Origin of the sequence: Enterobacter sp. ECC-249 (genome assembly GCF_043965265.1) — a bacterium.
Taxonomy (GTDB): Bacteria; Pseudomonadota; Gammaproteobacteria; order Enterobacterales; family Enterobacteriaceae; genus Enterobacter; species Enterobacter quasiroggenkampii.
This window is the reverse complement of sequence record NZ_CP143660.1, coordinates 1,680,871-1,696,667: the sequence shown is the minus strand read 5'-3', so window position 1 is coordinate 1,696,667 and position 15,797 is coordinate 1,680,871. Positions and strand designations below refer to the sequence as shown.

Annotated in this window: 16 protein-coding genes; 11 read left to right on the top strand and 5 right to left on the bottom strand. The window is 59.1% G+C overall.

Going from position 1 to position 15,797, the window contains the following annotated elements; genetic code table 11:
- The first annotated feature begins 176 nt into the window (after positions 1-176).
- From V1587_RS08110 to V1587_RS08090, 5 genes are all read left to right on the top strand, one after another.
- Positions 177-740, top strand: a complete 564-nt coding sequence (locus tag V1587_RS08110; RefSeq protein WP_371898845.1) for a fasciclin domain-containing protein — start codon at positions 177-179, stop codon at positions 738-740.
- Positions 741-783: 43 nt separating this feature from the next.
- Positions 784-1,338, top strand: a complete 555-nt coding sequence (locus V1587_RS08105; protein WP_371898844.1) for an RNA polymerase sigma factor — start codon at positions 784-786, stop codon at positions 1,336-1,338.
- Positions 1,335-1,982: an anti-sigma factor domain-containing protein gene (locus V1587_RS08100; protein WP_371898843.1), complete on the top strand. Its 648-nt coding sequence runs from the start codon at positions 1,335-1,337 to the stop codon at positions 1,980-1,982. The genes V1587_RS08105 and V1587_RS08100 overlap by 4 nt, the downstream gene beginning before the upstream one ends.
- Positions 1,983-2,309: 327 nt before the next feature.
- Positions 2,310-3,050 (top strand): SDR family oxidoreductase, encoded by a 741-nt coding sequence (locus V1587_RS08095; RefSeq protein WP_371898842.1) that lies wholly within the window; start codon positions 2,310-2,312, stop codon positions 3,048-3,050.
- A 33-nt stretch (positions 3,051-3,083) separates the two neighbouring features.
- Positions 3,084-4,778: a thiamine pyrophosphate-binding protein gene (locus V1587_RS08090; protein WP_371898841.1), complete on the top strand. Its 1,695-nt coding sequence runs from the start codon at positions 3,084-3,086 to the stop codon at positions 4,776-4,778.
- A 33-nt stretch (positions 4,779-4,811) separates the two neighbouring features.
- Here the strand turns inward: V1587_RS08090 and V1587_RS08085 are convergent, their stop codons facing one another.
- Positions 4,812-5,510, bottom strand: a complete 699-nt coding sequence (locus tag V1587_RS08085; protein WP_371898840.1) for a GNAT family N-acetyltransferase — start codon at positions 5,508-5,510, stop codon at positions 4,812-4,814.
- Between the two features lie 201 nt (positions 5,511-5,711).
- Here V1587_RS08085 and V1587_RS08080 point away from each other — a divergent pair, with 201 nt between their 5' ends.
- The 5 genes from V1587_RS08080 to V1587_RS08060 all read left to right on the top strand — a co-directional run bounded on the left by V1587_RS08080 (position 5,712) and on the right by V1587_RS08060 (position 10,789).
- Positions 5,712-7,280: an ABC transporter substrate-binding protein gene (locus V1587_RS08080; protein WP_371898839.1), complete on the top strand. Its 1,569-nt coding sequence runs from the start codon at positions 5,712-5,714 to the stop codon at positions 7,278-7,280.
- A 142-nt stretch (positions 7,281-7,422) separates the two neighbouring features.
- Positions 7,423-8,436, top strand: coding sequence for an ABC transporter permease (locus V1587_RS08075; protein ID WP_395314554.1), 1,014 nt, complete (start codon positions 7,423-7,425; stop codon positions 8,434-8,436).
- A complete protein-coding gene (locus V1587_RS08070) occupies positions 8,436-9,269 on the top strand; it encodes an ABC transporter permease (RefSeq protein ID WP_371898837.1) in 834 nt (277 codons plus the stop codon). Before V1587_RS08075 ends, V1587_RS08070 begins: the two co-directional genes overlap by 1 nt.
- Positions 9,262-10,098: an ABC transporter ATP-binding protein gene (locus tag V1587_RS08065; protein WP_395314553.1), complete on the top strand. Its 837-nt coding sequence runs from the start codon at positions 9,262-9,264 to the stop codon at positions 10,096-10,098. Before V1587_RS08070 ends, V1587_RS08065 begins: the two co-directional genes overlap by 8 nt.
- A complete protein-coding gene (locus tag V1587_RS08060) occupies positions 10,085-10,789 on the top strand; it encodes an ABC transporter ATP-binding protein (RefSeq protein WP_371898835.1) in 705 nt (234 codons plus the stop codon). Before V1587_RS08065 ends, V1587_RS08060 begins: the two co-directional genes overlap by 14 nt.
- Before the next feature lie 109 nt (positions 10,790-10,898).
- Here the strand turns inward: V1587_RS08060 and V1587_RS08055 are convergent, their stop codons facing one another.
- The 4 genes from V1587_RS08055 to budA form a co-directional block, all read right to left on the bottom strand.
- Positions 10,899-11,372, bottom strand: a complete 474-nt coding sequence (locus tag V1587_RS08055) for a cold-shock protein (protein ID WP_024906955.1) — start codon at positions 11,370-11,372, stop codon at positions 10,899-10,901.
- Between the two features lie 131 nt (positions 11,373-11,503).
- Positions 11,504-12,274, bottom strand: a complete 771-nt coding sequence (locus V1587_RS08050) for a (S)-acetoin forming diacetyl reductase (protein WP_045402003.1) — start codon at positions 12,272-12,274, stop codon at positions 11,504-11,506.
- A 20-nt stretch (positions 12,275-12,294) separates the two neighbouring features.
- Entirely contained in the window at positions 12,295-14,016 is a 1,722-nt protein-coding gene (alsS, locus tag V1587_RS08045; protein WP_198925452.1) for an acetolactate synthase AlsS, read from the bottom strand.
- A complete protein-coding gene (gene budA / locus V1587_RS08040; RefSeq protein WP_102863686.1) occupies positions 13,988-14,767 on the bottom strand; it encodes an acetolactate decarboxylase in 780 nt (259 codons plus the stop codon). The genes alsS and budA overlap by 29 nt, the downstream gene beginning before the upstream one ends.
- A gap of 105 nt (positions 14,768-14,872) precedes the next feature.
- Between budA and V1587_RS08035 the strand changes: the two genes are divergently transcribed.
- Positions 14,873-15,754, top strand: coding sequence for a LysR family transcriptional regulator (locus V1587_RS08035; RefSeq protein ID WP_371898834.1), 882 nt, complete (start codon positions 14,873-14,875; stop codon positions 15,752-15,754).
- Positions 15,755-15,797: the final 43 nt, after the last annotated feature.

The following is a 15,797-nucleotide window of genomic DNA, read 5'->3' as shown; positions in this document are numbered from 1 at the left end:
GATCCAGAAGGGCATTAGCGCATAAAACCCGCGAACAGAACTTAACCAAAATCAACGTTCAAATTCACTTTGCCCCCCTTCCAAAAATATTTTCATACTCCTGCATCCAGTTTCCCCCCGCCCCTCGTATATGAGTATGTGAGCAACGCCTTTGCTCCTTAATCCGAGGATAAATGATGAAAAAGCTACTCAGTGTTGCATTCGTATCCAGCGCGATACTCTTCTGTGCAGGCGCATCAGCAGCCATGACGTCAGACACCGTGATGGTGGGCGGAGCGGCGATGTTCCCGAGCAAAAATATTGTTGAAAACGCCGTGAACTCGAAAGATCACACTACGCTGGTGGCCGCCGTCAAAGCGGCCGGGCTGGTGGATACGCTCCAGAGCAAAGGGCCATTCACCGTGTTTGCCCCGACCAATGCGGCGTTTGCGAAATTGCCTGCCGGCACGGTCGAGAACCTGGTCAAACCCGAAAACAAAGCCACGCTCACCAGCATTCTGACCTATCACGTGGTCGCCGGTAATTACGATATGAAAGCGCTGGAGCAGAAAATTAAACAGGGCGGCGGTCACGCGGAGCTTAAGACCGTTAACGGTCAACCGCTGTGGATCATGAGTAACGGCCCGCATAATATTCAGCTCAAGGATGGTAAAGGTAACGTGGCGAACATCAGCACCTACGACGTCCATCAAAAAAATGGCGTGATCGATGTGATTGATACCGTCCTGTTGCCTAAGTAGTTGTCTATACTTCGGAAGTGTGACGTTGCTTTCCGGGAAAAACATGGATAACGCGCTGGCTGAACAGCAGTTGAAATTAATGCAGGCGATCGCTAACGGCGATCGCCGCGCATTTGAACAACTTTACCGACTCACATCGCCTCACCTGTTTGCCGTTGCGCTGCGCATGTTGCGCGACCGCGCCTGGGCAGAAGAGATCCTTCACGACTGTTTTGTCACCGTCTGGAGTAAAGCCGAAACCTATAACGCTACCCTGAGCTCCCCGATGACCTGGCTTACGCATATTGTTCGCAACCGCTGTATTGACTGGCTGCGCAGCGGGCAAACCCGGGCTGCAGCCCGTGAAGAGTCGTATTCGGAAGATATTCTGCTGAGCGAAAGCGATGAGCAGAATAACTGGCACGACGACGCGCAGGCAGCACGGCTCAGGCATTGTCTGGACCATTTGAGTCATGAACAGCGCCAGAGTATTACGCTTGCCTACTATCAAGGCATGTCCCACAGCGACATTGCCGACTGGCTCCACCAGCCCGTGGGCTCGGTAAAAAGCTGGATCCGCCGCGCGATGGATCATCTTCGGGAGTGCGTGGGCCTATGAATGACAGCGAAAAACGCGATGACATGCTGGCTGCGGAATATGCCCTCGGCACCCTGCGCGGAGGGGCGCGGCTTCAGTTCCAGAAAAGACTTGCCGCTGAGCCGCGCCTGAAAGCCCGCGTCGCGTACTGGCAGGAAATGTTCAGCACGCTCGACAGTCATCTTGCGCCAGTTCCCCCACCCGAGACGGTGTGGAAGAGAATCGCCCTCGATCTGCCGCCCAAAAAGCCTTTGCGCAAAAGCCGGCCTTATCTCGGCTGGACGATCGCGGCCGGCATCGCCGCTGTTAGCGCGGTAGCCTGGTATACCATCCGCACGCCGGAACTCGCACCGCTGATGGTGCTCAACGATGCCCAACAGCACGGACAATGGGTCGTCAGTACAGACGCCCGCCGCCAGTATCTGAGCATAACGCCTCTCAGACCGAACGCTGTCGCGGCGCAAAACAGCCTGCAGCTTTGGCTTATTCCTGCCGGGAAGGCCCCGATATCCCTTGGGCTGCTGCAAAGTGATATACCGACCCATGTTGCCCTCAGGAATAACACCCTTACCCCTGACGCGATGATAGCCATAAGCCTTGAACCTGAGGGGGGATCGCCCACCGGTCAACCCACCGGTCCCGTGCTCTACAGTGGGAAAATTTAATTCTCAGGCCTTGTTCGCAGGGCCGCGAGCCTCTTAATCTACCTTCCCCGGATTTACGCCTGCATGATAAGAAAAGAGAGAGTTTTCAATACTAAATCCTGTACATAATATTGGCTGTTACATATAAGAATTAAATATTAGCACGGCAATGAATTTTATTACTTGAAACTTTATTGACACTCTCCCTGAAACTCCATTAAGTTTAAACCGAATGCTATTTAATTCGATATATACAATATATTTTCAAAAAGGGTTAAAGAATTTTTCATCATTCTTTAACCCTTCTCTGCATTTTATTTTTTAATCACACTACAGTGAGATAAGATCATGAATAATAGTGCAAACAAAGTTGTTGTTATCACCGGTGCCAGCAGCGGTATTGGTGAGGCCATCGCCCTTCACCTGGCAAATAAACCATTTTCTCTGGTGCTGGTTGCCCGTCGTCTGGAGAGAATTAACGCCCTTGTGGATCGCATTATTCAGCAGGGCGGCCAGGCAATTGCCGTGAAGGCGGACGTGACCCGACAGGAAGAGGTTCAGCGCGCGGTTGATGCTGCCGTCGCCGCATACCAGCGCGTCGATGTGCTGATCAACAACGCGGGCTTTATGGCGATTGCCCCCATCAGCGAGTTGAAAACCGACGAATGGGACCGGATGATTGATACCAATATCAAAGGCGTGCTGTACGGTATCGCAGCGGCATTTCCGGTGTTTCAGCGTCAGGGGAGCGGGCACTTTATTAACGTTGCCTCCGTGGCGGGCATCAAGGTCCTTGCCCCCGGCGGCGTGGTGTACAGCGCTACGAAATTCGCCGTCCGCGCCCTGAGCGAAGGGTTACGTCAGGAAGCGGGGAAAACCGTTCGGACTACCCTTATCTCCCCCGGCGCCGTTGAAAGCGAGCTGCAGTTTGGTAGCTCTGATGCCCCGAGCAAACAGTTCCTGCATGAATTTTATAAGCAGGCTATTCCGGCAGAGTCGATTGCCAGAGCCGTATTATTTGCTATCGAACAGCCTGGCGATGTTGATGTGAATGAAATAATTATTCGTCCCACGCAGGAAGAATTTTAGCATGAGTTAAATAACGCTGAATGAGGTGTCATTATGATTAAATCATTAACGTCCTTATCAGATTTAAATATGCGATCGGGTGCCGATATTCTCCTTGAAGTGCTGGAGAGTGAAGGCGTGGAATATATTTTTGGCAACCCCGGAACCACCGAACTTCCGCTCATTGATGCCCTGCTTCGCCATGAAAATATTCACTATATTCTGGCGCTTCAGGAGAGCAGCGTGGTCGCCATTGCCGACGGCTACGCGAAAGCCTCAGGCAAGACCGGTTTTATCAATTTGCATACCGCCAGCGGTCTGGGGCACGGTATGGGGAATCTCATTAATTCGCGGATCATGAAAACCCCGCTGGTTGTCACCGTCGGACAGCAGGATACGCGACACTACGTCCGCGACCCGCTCCTGTACGATGACATTGTCTCCATTGGTTCCCCGGTCATGAAATGGGCGCAGGAGGTCACCAGCGCCGACCAGCTACCGGTGCTGGTGCGCCGGGCATTTCACGCTGCCAGCTACCCTCCTGCGGGTCCGGTGCTGCTTTCTCTGCCAATGAACGTGATGGAAGAGCTCAGCGACGCCGGAATACAAACGGCCTCTAAAGTGAACTACCACACCGTGGCGGGCTCGCTGGACGAACTGGCGGCGGAGCTGAGCCAGGTTACGCCCGGCAGGATCATGATTGTGGCGGGGGATGAAGTTCACTCCAGCGGCTCAACGCAGGAGATTGTCCAGCTTGCTGAAGCGCTCGGCGCCCACGTCTACGGCTCCTCCTGGCCGTTGAACCTCCCCTTTCCCACCCAGCACGCGCTCTGGCGGGGCAATATGCCCACCACCGCCAGCGAAATCGCCAGCATCATCAACGCCTACGATGCCGTATTTATCATCGGCGGCAGAAGCCTGATTACCATTTTGTACAGCGAGGGCGAGGCCATTCCGGATGCCTGTGCGGTGTATCAGCTCTCGGCGGATATGAACGAACTTGGCCGCACGTATGCCACCCGCCTCTCGGTGATGGGGGATATCAAACTGTCCCTGCATGAACTACTGCCAAAGCTTGAGCAGCGTCTGATAGCCAGCACGCTGGCCCACCAGCGGCTGCTGGTTGCGGCTCGCGACGAACGTGAGAAGGAGTGGCAGCAGCAGGAAGAACGTCTGGCCGCCGAGCGGCTACGCCCGGCGATCTCCCCGATGGTAGCAGCCTGGGAAGTCATCCGATCCATTCCGCCTGGCACCACCATCGTTGATGAGGCGATAGCGACCGCCAGGCATGTCCGCCGGTTCATCTCTGACCAGCAGCATCAGCGCTACTACTTTATGCGCGGCGGCGGACTGGGCTGGGGGATGCCTGCCTCAGTGGGCCATTCGCTGGGGCGCGGACGTGAGCCGGTGGTCTGCCTGATAGGCGACGGAGCCTCCCTTTACTCGCCGCAGGCGCTCTGGACGGCGGCACACGAAAATCTGCCGGTCACCTTTATCGTTATGAACAACAGGGAGTACAACATCCTGAAAAACTTTATGAAGAGCCAGGCTGACTACAGCTCAACGCGGCTGGGGCGTTTTATCGGGATGGACCTTGTGAACCCGCATATCGATTTTCAGTCGCTGGCCACCGCCATGGGCGTCCACTGCTGCCGGGTGACCGAGGCTGCCGATATCGCCGAAGCGGTAGCGCGCGGGCTACAGTCAGGAAAAACCAACCTGATTGAAATTGCGATTTCCGCGTATTAGCCGCGCGTTTACGCTGTACCCTACATAAAAAACTTATAACCGAAACGCCTCAAGCCGCTTTATCTGACGCCCATCGTCGTCAAAATTCTCCGCCGCCAGCCAGGCACGCAGCTCCGCGTCTCTTTGCGGCCATTCGCCGTCAATAATAGAAAGCATATCGCTGTCGCGGTTGCGCCCTTTACGCACCAGCTTCTGGCGCAGGCGCCCTTCCCAGACAAACCCCAGCCGCTCCGCCGCCCTGCGTGAGGCAACGTTCATCGAATCGCACTTCCACTCGAGGCGCCGGTAGCCGTGCTCAAACGCATTTTTCAGCAGCAGCCACACCGTTTCAGTACCGATGCGGGATCTTTTCATTTTACGCGACCAGGTGACGTGCCCGATCTCCACCGACCCCAGAAGCCGCTCGTTGGCCATATAGCTCACCAGCCCCACCGCACGTTCGGTGCGTAAGTCAATGACGGCAAACGGCACCAGCTCATCGTCCATGACCTTCGCCATGATCCAGTGCGCGGTGGCTTCCACGCTCGTGGGCTGCGTGCTGGCAAGCCACGTCCAGTCGCTGTCGTCGCCCAGCGCGTAGGCCTCATAGAGATCGGCCGCGTGGCGATCGGCGTCCAGCGGCTCCAGGCGACAATACTGGCCGAACAGCGGCGTGCGGGTTAACGCCCGCGCGCCTTTCCAGTCAGGAACGATATCGTTAACGGTTTGACCATGTTGATTGATTTCGGGCACGGCGGTGACTCCCTGAAAGGTAAGGAGTTTGTTATAGCAGGTTAAAAAGCAGGCGAAAAGCAGCGTATTTTAATAGCCCGAGCGCATGCGATATTCCCGGAAGGCATAAGTAAAGCTGAATTTCGACTTTGTGGAATGCCACAGTCGCCCTAACGTAGCGGAGCATAAAACAATCACAATATATTCTTCTCAGGGATCGCTATGACTAAAAAACTGCTGCCGTTACTGGTACTGACTGCGCTCGCAGGCGCAGCCCACGCCGCTACTCCGCCCAACACGCTGGTGGTTGCCCAGGGGCTGGATGACATCGTGAGCCTCGACCCGGCCGAAGCCAACGAGCTCTCCAGCATCCAGACCGTGCCGAGCCTGTACCAGCGTCTGGTGCAGCCGGACCGCGATAATCCGGAAAAAATCACGCCGATTCTGGCAGAAAGCTGGGAAGCGGACGCGGCAGCAAAAACCCTGACCATCAAGCTTAAGCCCGATGCGAAATTCGCCTCCGGCAACCCGCTGCGCCCTGAAGACGTGATCTTCTCTTATACCCGCGCCGTGACGCTGAACAAATCCCCGGCCTTTATCCTCAACGTACTGGGCTGGGACGCGAGCAACATCGTCAGCCAGCTGAAAAAGGTGGACGAGCACACCCTCCAGCTTCACTGGACGGCGGACGTGAGCCCGTCGGTGGCGCTGAATATTCTCTCCACGCCGATTGCCTCTATCGTCGATGAAAAGCAGGTCGCCGCGAACGTGAAGGATAACGACTTCGGTAACGCGTGGCTGAAAATGCACTCGGCGGGCAGCGGCGCGTTCAAAATGCGCGTCTATCAGCCGCATCAGGCCATCGTGCTGGAAGCCAACGACTCCGCTCCCGGCGGCGCGCCGAAGCTGAAAAGCATCATCATTAAAAACGTCCCCGATCCGGCTTCGCGCCGCCTGCTGATCCAGCAGGGTGATGCGGACGTGGCGCGCGATCTGGGTGCAGATCAGATTAGCGCCCTGGACGGCAAGCCGGGCGTGAAGGTGCTGAGCATCCCGTCTGCTGAACAGAATTACCTGGTCTTTAACACCGGCAACAGCGCTAACCCGCTGCTGAATAACCCGGCCTTCTGGGAAGCGTCGCGCTGGCTGGTCGATTATGACGGCATCACTAAAAACCTGCTGAAAGGCCAGTACTTTGTTCACCAGAGCTTCCTGCCGGTCGGTCTGCCGGGCGCGCTGGAAGACAATCCGTTTAAATTTGATCCGGCAAAAGCGAAAGCCATTCTCGCCAAAGCGGGCATTAAGGACGCGCACTTCACGCTGGACGTGGAGAACAAGCCGCCGTTTATCACCATCGCGCAGTCGATGCAGGCGAGCTTTGCGCAGGGCGGCGTGAAGGTGGATCTGCTGCCTGCCGCCGGAAGTCAGGTCTATGCCCGCGTGCGCGCCAAGCAGCATCAGGCGGCGATTCGTCTGTGGATCCCGGACTACTTCGACGCGCACTCAAACGCCAGCGCCTTCGCGTGGAATGACGGGAAGTCCAGCACCGTGGCCGGCCTGAACGGCTGGAAAATTCCGGAGCTGAACAAGGCCACGCTGGCGGCGGTAGCCGAACCGGATCCGGCGAAGCGTCTGGATCTGTACAAGAAAATGCAGGAACAGCTGCAGCAGAGCTCGCCGTACGTGTTCGTCGATCAGGGCAAAACCCAGATCGTGGTGCGCGATAACGTGAAGGGGTATCAGCAGGGGCTGAACGCGGATATGGTCTGGTACGATCGCGTCACGAAGTAGCCCTCACCCCAACCCTCTCCCGTGGGAGAGGGTTGGGGTGAGGGCAACATCGCGCAGAAGAGCCGCCTGTTCCCCCTCACCCCCGCCCTCTCCCACAGGGAGAGGGGTCGTCCGTGCATATTTTCAGGATAACGATTTTCCCATGCCACATCTTTCCACCCGCGTGCTTCAGGGTCTGCTGACCCTGCTGCTCACGCTCTTCGGGCTGCTGCTCGTCACGTTTGCGCTTTCGGCGTTTTCACCGGTCGATCGCGTGCTGCAGATCGTCGGCGATCACGCCAGCCAGTCGACGTACGATCAGGTTCGCCACCAGCTTGGGCTGGATCGTCCCCTGCCCGTGCAGTTCTGGCACTACCTGCAAAACCTTGCCCACGGTGATTTGGGCACCGCCAGCGCCACCGGGCAACCGGTGCTGCAGGATCTGCTGCACGCCTTTCCCGCCACGCTCGAACTGGCGACTTTGGCCTTAATCATCGGCGCCGTGCTCGGCGTGATTGCCGGGGTGCTGTGCGCCCGCTACGCCGGTTCGCCGCTCGATTTAGCCATCAGAACGCTCACCCTGCTCGGCAACTCGGTGCCGATTTTCTGGCTCGGCCTGCTGATGCTGGCTCTGTTCTACGCGAAGCTGCAGTGGAGCGCGGGTCCCGGCAGGCTGGATGATATCTGGCAGTTCACCGTCGAGCCGCGCACCGGCTTTGCGCTCATAGATACCTGGCTTTCCGGCGACCGCGAGGCGTTCCGCAACGCCCTCAGCCACCTGGTGCTGCCGGTGCTGCTGCTGGCCTATTACTCGCTGGCGAGCATCACCCGCCTGACGCGCTCCGCCTGCCTCGGTGAAATGAACAAAGAGTACATCCTGCTTGCCCGCGCCAAGGGTGCCGGGGAGATGACCATCCTGCTGCGCCACGTGCTACCGAACATTCGTGGCACCCTGCTGACGGTGATCGCCCTCGCCTACACCAGCATGCTGGAAGGTGCTGTACTGACCGAAACCGTCTTCTCATGGCCGGGGATCGGGCGCTACCTCACCACCGCCCTGTTCGCCGGAGACACCACCGCGGTCATGGGCGGCACGCTGCTGATTGGCGTCTGCTTTGTCCTGATCAATAACCTTACCGACCTGCTTGTGCGGGCGACCGATCCCAGGGTGCGCTGATGCCGTTTTATCTTTTCTTACGCCGCCTGCGCCGCTCCCCTGCCGCGTTTTGCGGGCTGGTTGCCATTGCGCTGCTGGTGTTTATTGCCCTGTTCGCCCCCTGGCTGGCACCGGTTGATCCAAACTGGCAGGACGCCGCCGCGCGCCTGCAGGCACCGAACGGCCAGCACTGGCTGGGCACCGACAGCTACGGGCGCGACCTGCTCTCGCGCCTGATTTACGGCACCCGTCCGGCGCTCGGGCTGGTGGCGCTGGTTACCGTTATCACCCTGCCCGCCGGGCTGCTGGTGGGGATTTTGTCCGGCTACTATGGCGGCTGGATGGAGCGTATCCTGATGCGCTTCACCGACGTGGTGATGTCGATGCCGCGCCTGATCCTCGCCTTCGCCTTTGTGGCGATGCTCGGCCCGGGGCTGGTCAACGGCGCGCTGGCGCTGGCCTTAACCACCTGGCCTGCCTACGCGCGTCAGGCGCGGAGTGAAATTCAGCGTCTGCGCCACAGCGACTACCTCGCCGCAGCCGAAATGATGGGCATCCGCGGGCTGCGCCTGCTGGTCGGCCATATTCTGCCCCTGTGCCTGCCGTCCGCGATTGTGCGGCTGGCGCTCGATCTGGCGGGGATTATTCTGGCGGCTGCCGGGCTGGGCTTCCTCGGTCTTAGCGCACGCCCTCCAATGGCCGAATGGGGCGCGATGATCGCCGACGGCATGCAGGTCATTTTCGACCAGTGGTGGATTGCCGCCATTCCGGGCGGGGCAATTCTGTTTGCCAGCCTGGCCTTTAACCTGCTGGGCGATGGCCTGCGCGATGTACTGGAGCCACAGCATGACTGAACCCCGCGTCATCGTCGATGCGCTGAATATCGACTACCCCGCCGCACGCGTGGTCAACACCCTGAGCTTTACGCTTGGCAACGAGCGGCTGGCGCTGGTGGGGGAATCCGGCTCCGGCAAGTCCATGTCCGCCCGCGCCCTGATGGGGCTGGTGCGTAAGCCCGGCATCGTGAGCGCCAGCCGGCTTAACGTGCTCGGCAACGACCTGCTGACCCTGAGCACCCGCCGCTGGCAGGCGCTGCGCGGCAACGGGATTGCGATGGTCCTGCAGGACCCGCGCTACGCCCTGAATCCGGCGAAAAACGTCGCCGCTCAGCTTGATGAGGCGCTCACGCTGCATCAGCGCCTGTCGCGCCCGGAGCGTGCGGCGCGTATTCACGACATCATCCGCGCCGTCGGGCTGAACGAGAACGTGCTGTCACGCTACCCCGGTGAACTTTCCGGGGGAATGGGCCAGCGGGTGATGATCGCGATTGCGCTGATCAACAACCCGCAGGTGCTGATTGCCGACGAACCGACCTCCGCGCTGGACGCCCGCCTGCGTAGCCAGATCCTCGAGCTGCTGGTGCAGCAGAGCGAAGAACGCCGGATGGCGATGCTGTTAATCAGCCACGAGCTGCCTCTGGTAGCGGAACACTGTGACCGCGTGCTGGTGATGTATCAGGGCGAAAAGGTGGATGAAATGGCGGCAAGCCAGCTCCCGCAGGCGACGCACCCGTATACGCGCACCCTGTGGACCTGTCGTCCAGACGCCAACACCTTCGGCCAGATGCTGCCGACGCTGGACCGTTCGCAGCCGTGGAAGGAGACCGATAATGGCGCTCGTTGAAGTTAAGGATCTCCAGGTGAGCTTCGGAGATAAAACGGCGGTGTCCGCCGCCAGCTTTACCATCGAGAAAGGTGAAACCTTCAGCCTGATAGGTGAATCCGGCTGCGGGAAATCGACTATTTTGCGCGCGATGGCGGGGCTGCAGCGCGAGTGGAACGGTCGCATTTCTATACTGGGAGAAGCGCTACGGCCAGGGCGACGTTTTGAAGGCGAGCTTCGCCGCAACGTGCAGATGGTGTTTCAGGATCCGTGGGCGTCGCTGCACCCGAACCACACCATTGCGCGCACGCTGTCGGAGCCGTTAAGCATCCACGGCGAGACGCAGATCGCGGAAAAGGTGGCCAATGCGCTGCACGAGGTGGGGCTTTCCGCCGACGCGGGCAAGCGCTACCCGCACCAGCTTTCCGGCGGCCAGCGCCAGCGCGTTGCCATTGCCCGCGCGCTGCTGCTGCGCCCGAAGCTTCTGCTGCTGGATGAACCGACCTCGGCGCTGGACATGTCGGTACAGGCGGAAATCCTGAACCTGCTTAACCGCCTGAAGGCCGAGCACGGCATGACCTATCTGCTGGTGAGCCACGACGCGGACGTGATTGCGCATATGTCCGACCGGGCGGCGTTTATGGCGCACGGGGAGATCCAGAAGGTGTTTGACCGCGAGGCGATGTTACGGGGCGAGCACAGGATGGGATAAGTGCGCGCGGCGATGCCCGGTGGCGCTGCGCTTGCCGGGCCTACGTTGCGTGCCGCGTTGATGGTTTTTCGTTGGCCGGGTAAGGCATCGCCGCCACCCGGCAAAAAAATCACTTCAGCAGCTTCACCGTGGCATCAATGTCGATCTCATCTTCGGTGAAGATCAGCGTCGTGTTCTGGAAGGTGGTGATCGCGAGCTTCTTCACCGTGCGCATTTCGCCAGGCTTTTTATCAGATTTCGGCTTGATGCTGTTCATCAGCAGCCCCACCGACAGCACCGCATTCTCTTTGTCGATTTTGGTATCAACCGGTTCTTCTTCGTTGAACACCACGAAGGATTTGATGGAGGTGAGCTTCACGCGCTCGCCCGCAATAAAGAGATGTTTGCTTTCCGGGATCACCTTCACCGCGTAGGCGGAAAGGCCTTTGTTGTTGGTGGTTGGCTCGAAGGTCACCGCGGCATCTTTCTTAATCAGATCGGGGTTCGCGACCTTAATCACATGAAAATAGCGGTTGTCGCCGTTTTCATCTTTGATAAATCCAAAGCCTTTATCTTTAAACCACGTTGTGATTGTACCGTTCATCGCTGTTACCGCCTGTCAGATCGTAATGACTAAAGTTTTGCAGCGCGCAGTGTAATGCACAATGGCGGAGGAGACAAAAAAAAGCCCCTGCACGGGTGCAGGGGAAAACTCATGTCAGAGCTTATTAGAATTTAGTTGAATACCATCCCACCATCGATGAGCAGAGACTGGCCGGTCATGTAGTCGGAATCCGGTCCCGCCAGGTATGAAACGCAGGCGGCGACATCTTCCGGTTCGGACAGGCGGCCAAGCGTGATGCGTTTGGCAAAGGTTTCAGTCCCGTAGCCGAGCGGTTTACCCGCCGCCTCGGAGACCTGACGGTCGATCTCCGCCCACATCGGCGTTTTAACGATGCCCGGGCAGTAGGCGTTAACGGTGATCCCCAGCGGAGCAAGATCCCGTGCGGCGGTCTGGGTTAAGCCGCGCACCGCGAATTTACTGGAACTGTAGACAGCCAGCTCCGGGTTGCCGGTGTGGCCCGCCTGGGAGCAGGCGTTGATGATTTTGCCGCCGTGCCCCTCTTTGCGAAACGCGTCAATCGCGGCCTGGATCCCCCAGATCACCCCTTTCACGTTGATGTTGTAAACCTTGTCGACAATCTCCGGCGTGATGGATTCGATTGGGGTAGAAGGCGCAATCCCGGCGTTATTGACGATCACGTTGAATCCGCCCAGCGCGGTGCGGGCTTTCTCCACCGCCGCAAATACCTGCTCGCGGTCAGAGACATCCACCTTCACGGCGACGGCGTTACCGCCGTTACGGATGATTTCATCGGCGACGGCTCTTGCCGTCTCAACGTTATAGTCGGCGATGGCGACGGCAAACCCATCCTTAACCAGGCGAAGCGCGATCGCTTTACCAATCCCCTGGCCTGAGCCTGTTACGAGAGCAACTTTTTGCATTTCTCTGTCCTTATGTTGAGTCACAAAATCTGGCTGAGATGGAGCTGGCCCATCAGCAGCGGGTTATCGCTGTAGTCGACGGGAATGGCCACCACGGCCGGGCCATCCACATCCATCGCCGCACGCAGCGTGGGTTCGAGCGCGTCGGCGCTCTCCACGGCAAAGCCTTTCGCGCCAAAGGCGTCGGCATAGACTTTGAAATCGACCGGGCCGAACTCGACGCCGGAAAGACGCTGGTATTTTTTCTCTTCCTGAATGGCAACCATGTTGTAGCCGTTATCCACCCAGATGATGTGCAACACGTTAGCGTTGAGGCGCACCGCGGTTTCCAGCTCCATGCTCGACTGCAGGAAGCCGCCGTCGCCGGAGACCGAAACCACCTTGCGGCTCGGGTTGACCAGCCACGCGCCAATGGCCCACGGCAGCGCGACGCCCATGGTCTGCTGACCGTTGGAAATCATCACCTGACGCGCCCGGAAGCTGTAGAGGTAGCGGGCGATCCAGATGTGGAAGCTGCCCATGTCGACGGTGAGCGTCACGTCGTTATTGACGATGTCCTGCATGGCGCGCACGATGCGCAGCGGATGCAGGGCAAACTGGTTGAGCGAGGCGCCGCGACGATCGAGCAGATCGCGCTGATGCTGGCGGTCGACCAGAATTTCGGAGGCACGCTGGCTTAGCTCAAGCTTATGGTCGATACGGTTAGCGAGCTGATTCAGCGTTTCGGCGATGTCCCCCACCAGCTCCAGATCCGGCACGTAGTTTCGTTCTTCATAGGCAGGCAGCACGTCGATGTGCACCAGCGTGGCGTCGCCGCTGTTCCACATGGACGGCTCGTATTCCACCGGGCTATAGCCGATGCAGATAATCAGATCCGCCAGATGGAGCAGCCGGTCGCCCGCCTGGTTATTGAACAGACCGACGCGTCCGGCGAAACGGGTGAAGTGCTCCTGGTTCACCGCCCCGGCGGCCTGATAGGTGCTGGTGACCGGAATACGGCTTTTCTCCAGCAGCTTGCGCAGCGCGGCGCTGTTGGCTGGCTGGCTCGCCATCAGCCCCAGCAGAATGACCGGGTTTTTGGCCTTTTCAATAAGCTTCGCTACGTCGTTGATGGCGGATTCCGGTGCTGGTCCCATCAGCGCGGGACCGCTGGCAGGCAAAATCGCCCCGGTGGCGGGCTGGTCGACAATATCCTGCGGCAGGCTGACGAACGCGCCCCCCGGCCTGCCGTGCTCGGCGGCGCGAAACGCGTTGGAAACCACCTCAGCAATCGCGTCCGGCGCGCTCACCTCCACGGCGTATTTGGTGACCGGGCTGAACATGGCGACGGTGTCCATGCTCTGGTGCACCAGCTTCGCTTTATCCGCCCGCTTCACCGCCCCGCCCAGCGCGACTACCGGGTCGCCTTCGCTGTTGGCGGTGGCAATGCCGGTGATCAGGTTGGAACAGCCGGGCCCGGAGGTCACCAGCGCTACCCCGGCCTTGCCGGTCAGACGCCCTACCGCCGCCGCCATAAACGCCGCGTTGGCCTCGTGACGGACGGGAATGATCTCGATGGAGGAATCCAGCAGGGAGTCAAAGACCTTGTCGATTTTCGCCCCCGGGATCCCGAACACCTGCTTCACGCCCTGCGCTTCCAGCTGGCCGACAACCAAATCGGCGCCGTGTGCCCACTGACGTGACTGTTTCTCACTGTTCACGGTAGTTCTCCTGTTAGTTTTCGACGGCACGGATCGCCGCATCCAGATTGCTGGGGTGAAGGTTGGCCTGTAAAAAGGCGCTGTCGGCGGGCAGATCGATCATCAGCTTGTGAATTTCACCGAAGGTGAGCACGCCGCTCTCCAGCTGGTAGTCGAGCAGATGCCCACCGCCCTGACGGTCGTCGGTAATGAAATGTTCGTGGTAGCCCGCCACGTTGATGCCCTGCATATGCTGCGGCGTGCGGAACCCGACCAGCACCCCTTCACGCTGGTTAAAGCGGAACACCGGCTGGTCGTCCAGCACGTCGGTCATCGCGCGGTACGGCGGCTTCTGGCGCGGTACCGTGCGGGTGTGGGCGTGGCGAAAGTTGCCGTCAATGCGCAGCGCGCAGAACAGGTTATCGGAGGGGATTTGCTTATCGATCGCGTCGTGGATCTGCTGACGGCTGACCGGCGCATTGAAGGTGATACGGTACTGCGGCTGGAACCAGGTCATCACCGCAAACGGCGTTTTCTGCTCCGGCTTCGCGGCCCGGGCACTGCCGTCGGCGCGCAGCTGGTACACCTGGCTGCTGAAGGCGATCATTTCGCCGTCCAGCTCGTTGAAGGTGCCCAGACCAAAATCACCGTGTGCCAGCAGATCGGCGATGGTGGTCTCTCCTTCATACACGCCGCTTAGCAGGGCGCTCATTAGCGATGTCTGATAGATCACGCTGTCAGGATGCTGGGCGGAGAACCCACGCAGGGTCTCGCACAGACTGGCTTCGCAGTCGCAGGCAGATGAATGCACCATCATGCTCGTCCTCTTCAACTTTATTTAGAAAGGTTAAATAAATGTTGACCCGATTCAGCAGAGAGTTCCAATATAGAAACCATGCTGGTTTGAGACGTTTTAGATATGGAACTTCGTTATCTGCGGTATTTTGTCGCGGTTGCACGCGAGCGACACTTCACCAGGGCGGCCGAAGCGCTGGGTATTTCACAGCCTCCTCTGAGTCAGCAGATCAAACGGCTCGAAGAGGAAGTGGGCACGCCGCTGTTCAGGCGCCTGACGCGGGGCGTGGAGCTAACCGAAGCGGGAGAAGCCTTCTATGAGGACGCCTGCAAGATCCTGGCGCTGAGCGACGCCGCGCTGGAGAAAGCCCGCGGCATCGCGCGCGGGCTGAACGGCAACCTGTCGATTGGCATCACCAGCTCCGACGCTTTTCATCCCAAAATTTTTACCCTGATTCGCCAGTTTCAGGTGCAGAACATGGCGGTGCAGGTTCACCAGGTGGAAGCCAATATGTCATCGCTGACGACGATGCTGGCGGAGGGTGAACTGGATATCGCCTTCGTGCGCCTGCCGTGCGAGAGCAGCAAGGCGTTCGAGTTAAAAATCCTCGACCGGGAGCCGATGGTGGTGGCGCTGCATCGCGATCATCCGCTGGCGGCGTGCGATTCGCTGGCGTTAGAGCAGCTTCGGGAAACGCCGGTGGTGCTGTTCCCGCAGGAGGTCGCGCCGGGCCTGTATGACCGGGTTCACGGCTGCTGCGAGCGGGCCGGGATTGACGTCCAGCACGCGCTACAGTCGTCGCAGCTTTCCTCCTCCCTGAGCATGGTTTCCGCAGGCGGCGGGTTTGCGCTGGTGCCGAAATCCATGGCGGCCATTTCGCCGCCGAATGTGACCTATCACGCGCTGAGCTCACCGGAGCTTTATACCGACATCGCGCTCTGCTGGCGGCGCTTTGAACGCTCGCGGACGGTGAAGCGGTTTTTGACGATGCTGAGCGAGGGGTGACGGCAGCGCGGCTGTGCCCGGTGGCGCTGCGCTTGCACGGGCC

Coding starts and splice junctions, on each gene's coding strand:
- V1587_RS08110 (WP_371898845.1), top strand. CDS start 177: ATGAAAAAGCTACTCAGTGTTGCATTCGTATCCAGCGCGATACTCTTC.
- V1587_RS08105 (WP_371898844.1), top strand. CDS start 784: ATGGATAACGCGCTGGCTGAACAGCAGTTGAAATTAATGCAGGCGATC.
- V1587_RS08100 (WP_371898843.1), top strand. CDS start 1,335: ATGAATGACAGCGAAAAACGCGATGACATGCTGGCTGCGGAATATGCC.
- V1587_RS08095 (WP_371898842.1), top strand. CDS start 2,310: ATGAATAATAGTGCAAACAAAGTTGTTGTTATCACCGGTGCCAGCAGC.
- V1587_RS08090 (WP_371898841.1), top strand. CDS start 3,084: ATGATTAAATCATTAACGTCCTTATCAGATTTAAATATGCGATCGGGT.
- V1587_RS08080 (WP_371898839.1), top strand. CDS start 5,712: ATGACTAAAAAACTGCTGCCGTTACTGGTACTGACTGCGCTCGCAGGC.
- V1587_RS08075 (WP_395314554.1), top strand. CDS start 7,423: ATGCCACATCTTTCCACCCGCGTGCTTCAGGGTCTGCTGACCCTGCTG.
- V1587_RS08070 (WP_371898837.1), top strand. CDS start 8,436: ATGCCGTTTTATCTTTTCTTACGCCGCCTGCGCCGCTCCCCTGCCGCG.
- V1587_RS08065 (WP_395314553.1), top strand. CDS start 9,262: ATGACTGAACCCCGCGTCATCGTCGATGCGCTGAATATCGACTACCCC.
- V1587_RS08060 (WP_371898835.1), top strand. CDS start 10,085: ATGGCGCTCGTTGAAGTTAAGGATCTCCAGGTGAGCTTCGGAGATAAA.
- V1587_RS08055 (WP_024906955.1), bottom strand. CDS start 11,372: ATGAACGGTACAATCACAACGTGGTTTAAAGATAAAGGCTTTGGATTT.
- V1587_RS08050 (WP_045402003.1), bottom strand. CDS start 12,274: ATGCAAAAAGTTGCTCTCGTAACAGGCTCAGGCCAGGGGATTGGTAAA.
- alsS (WP_198925452.1), bottom strand. CDS start 14,016: ATGCGGCGATCCGTGCCGTCGAAAACTAACAGGAGAACTACCGTGAAC.
- budA (WP_102863686.1), bottom strand. CDS start 14,767: ATGGTGCATTCATCTGCCTGCGACTGCGAAGCCAGTCTGTGCGAGACC.
- V1587_RS08035 (WP_371898834.1), top strand. CDS start 14,873: ATGGAACTTCGTTATCTGCGGTATTTTGTCGCGGTTGCACGCGAGCGA.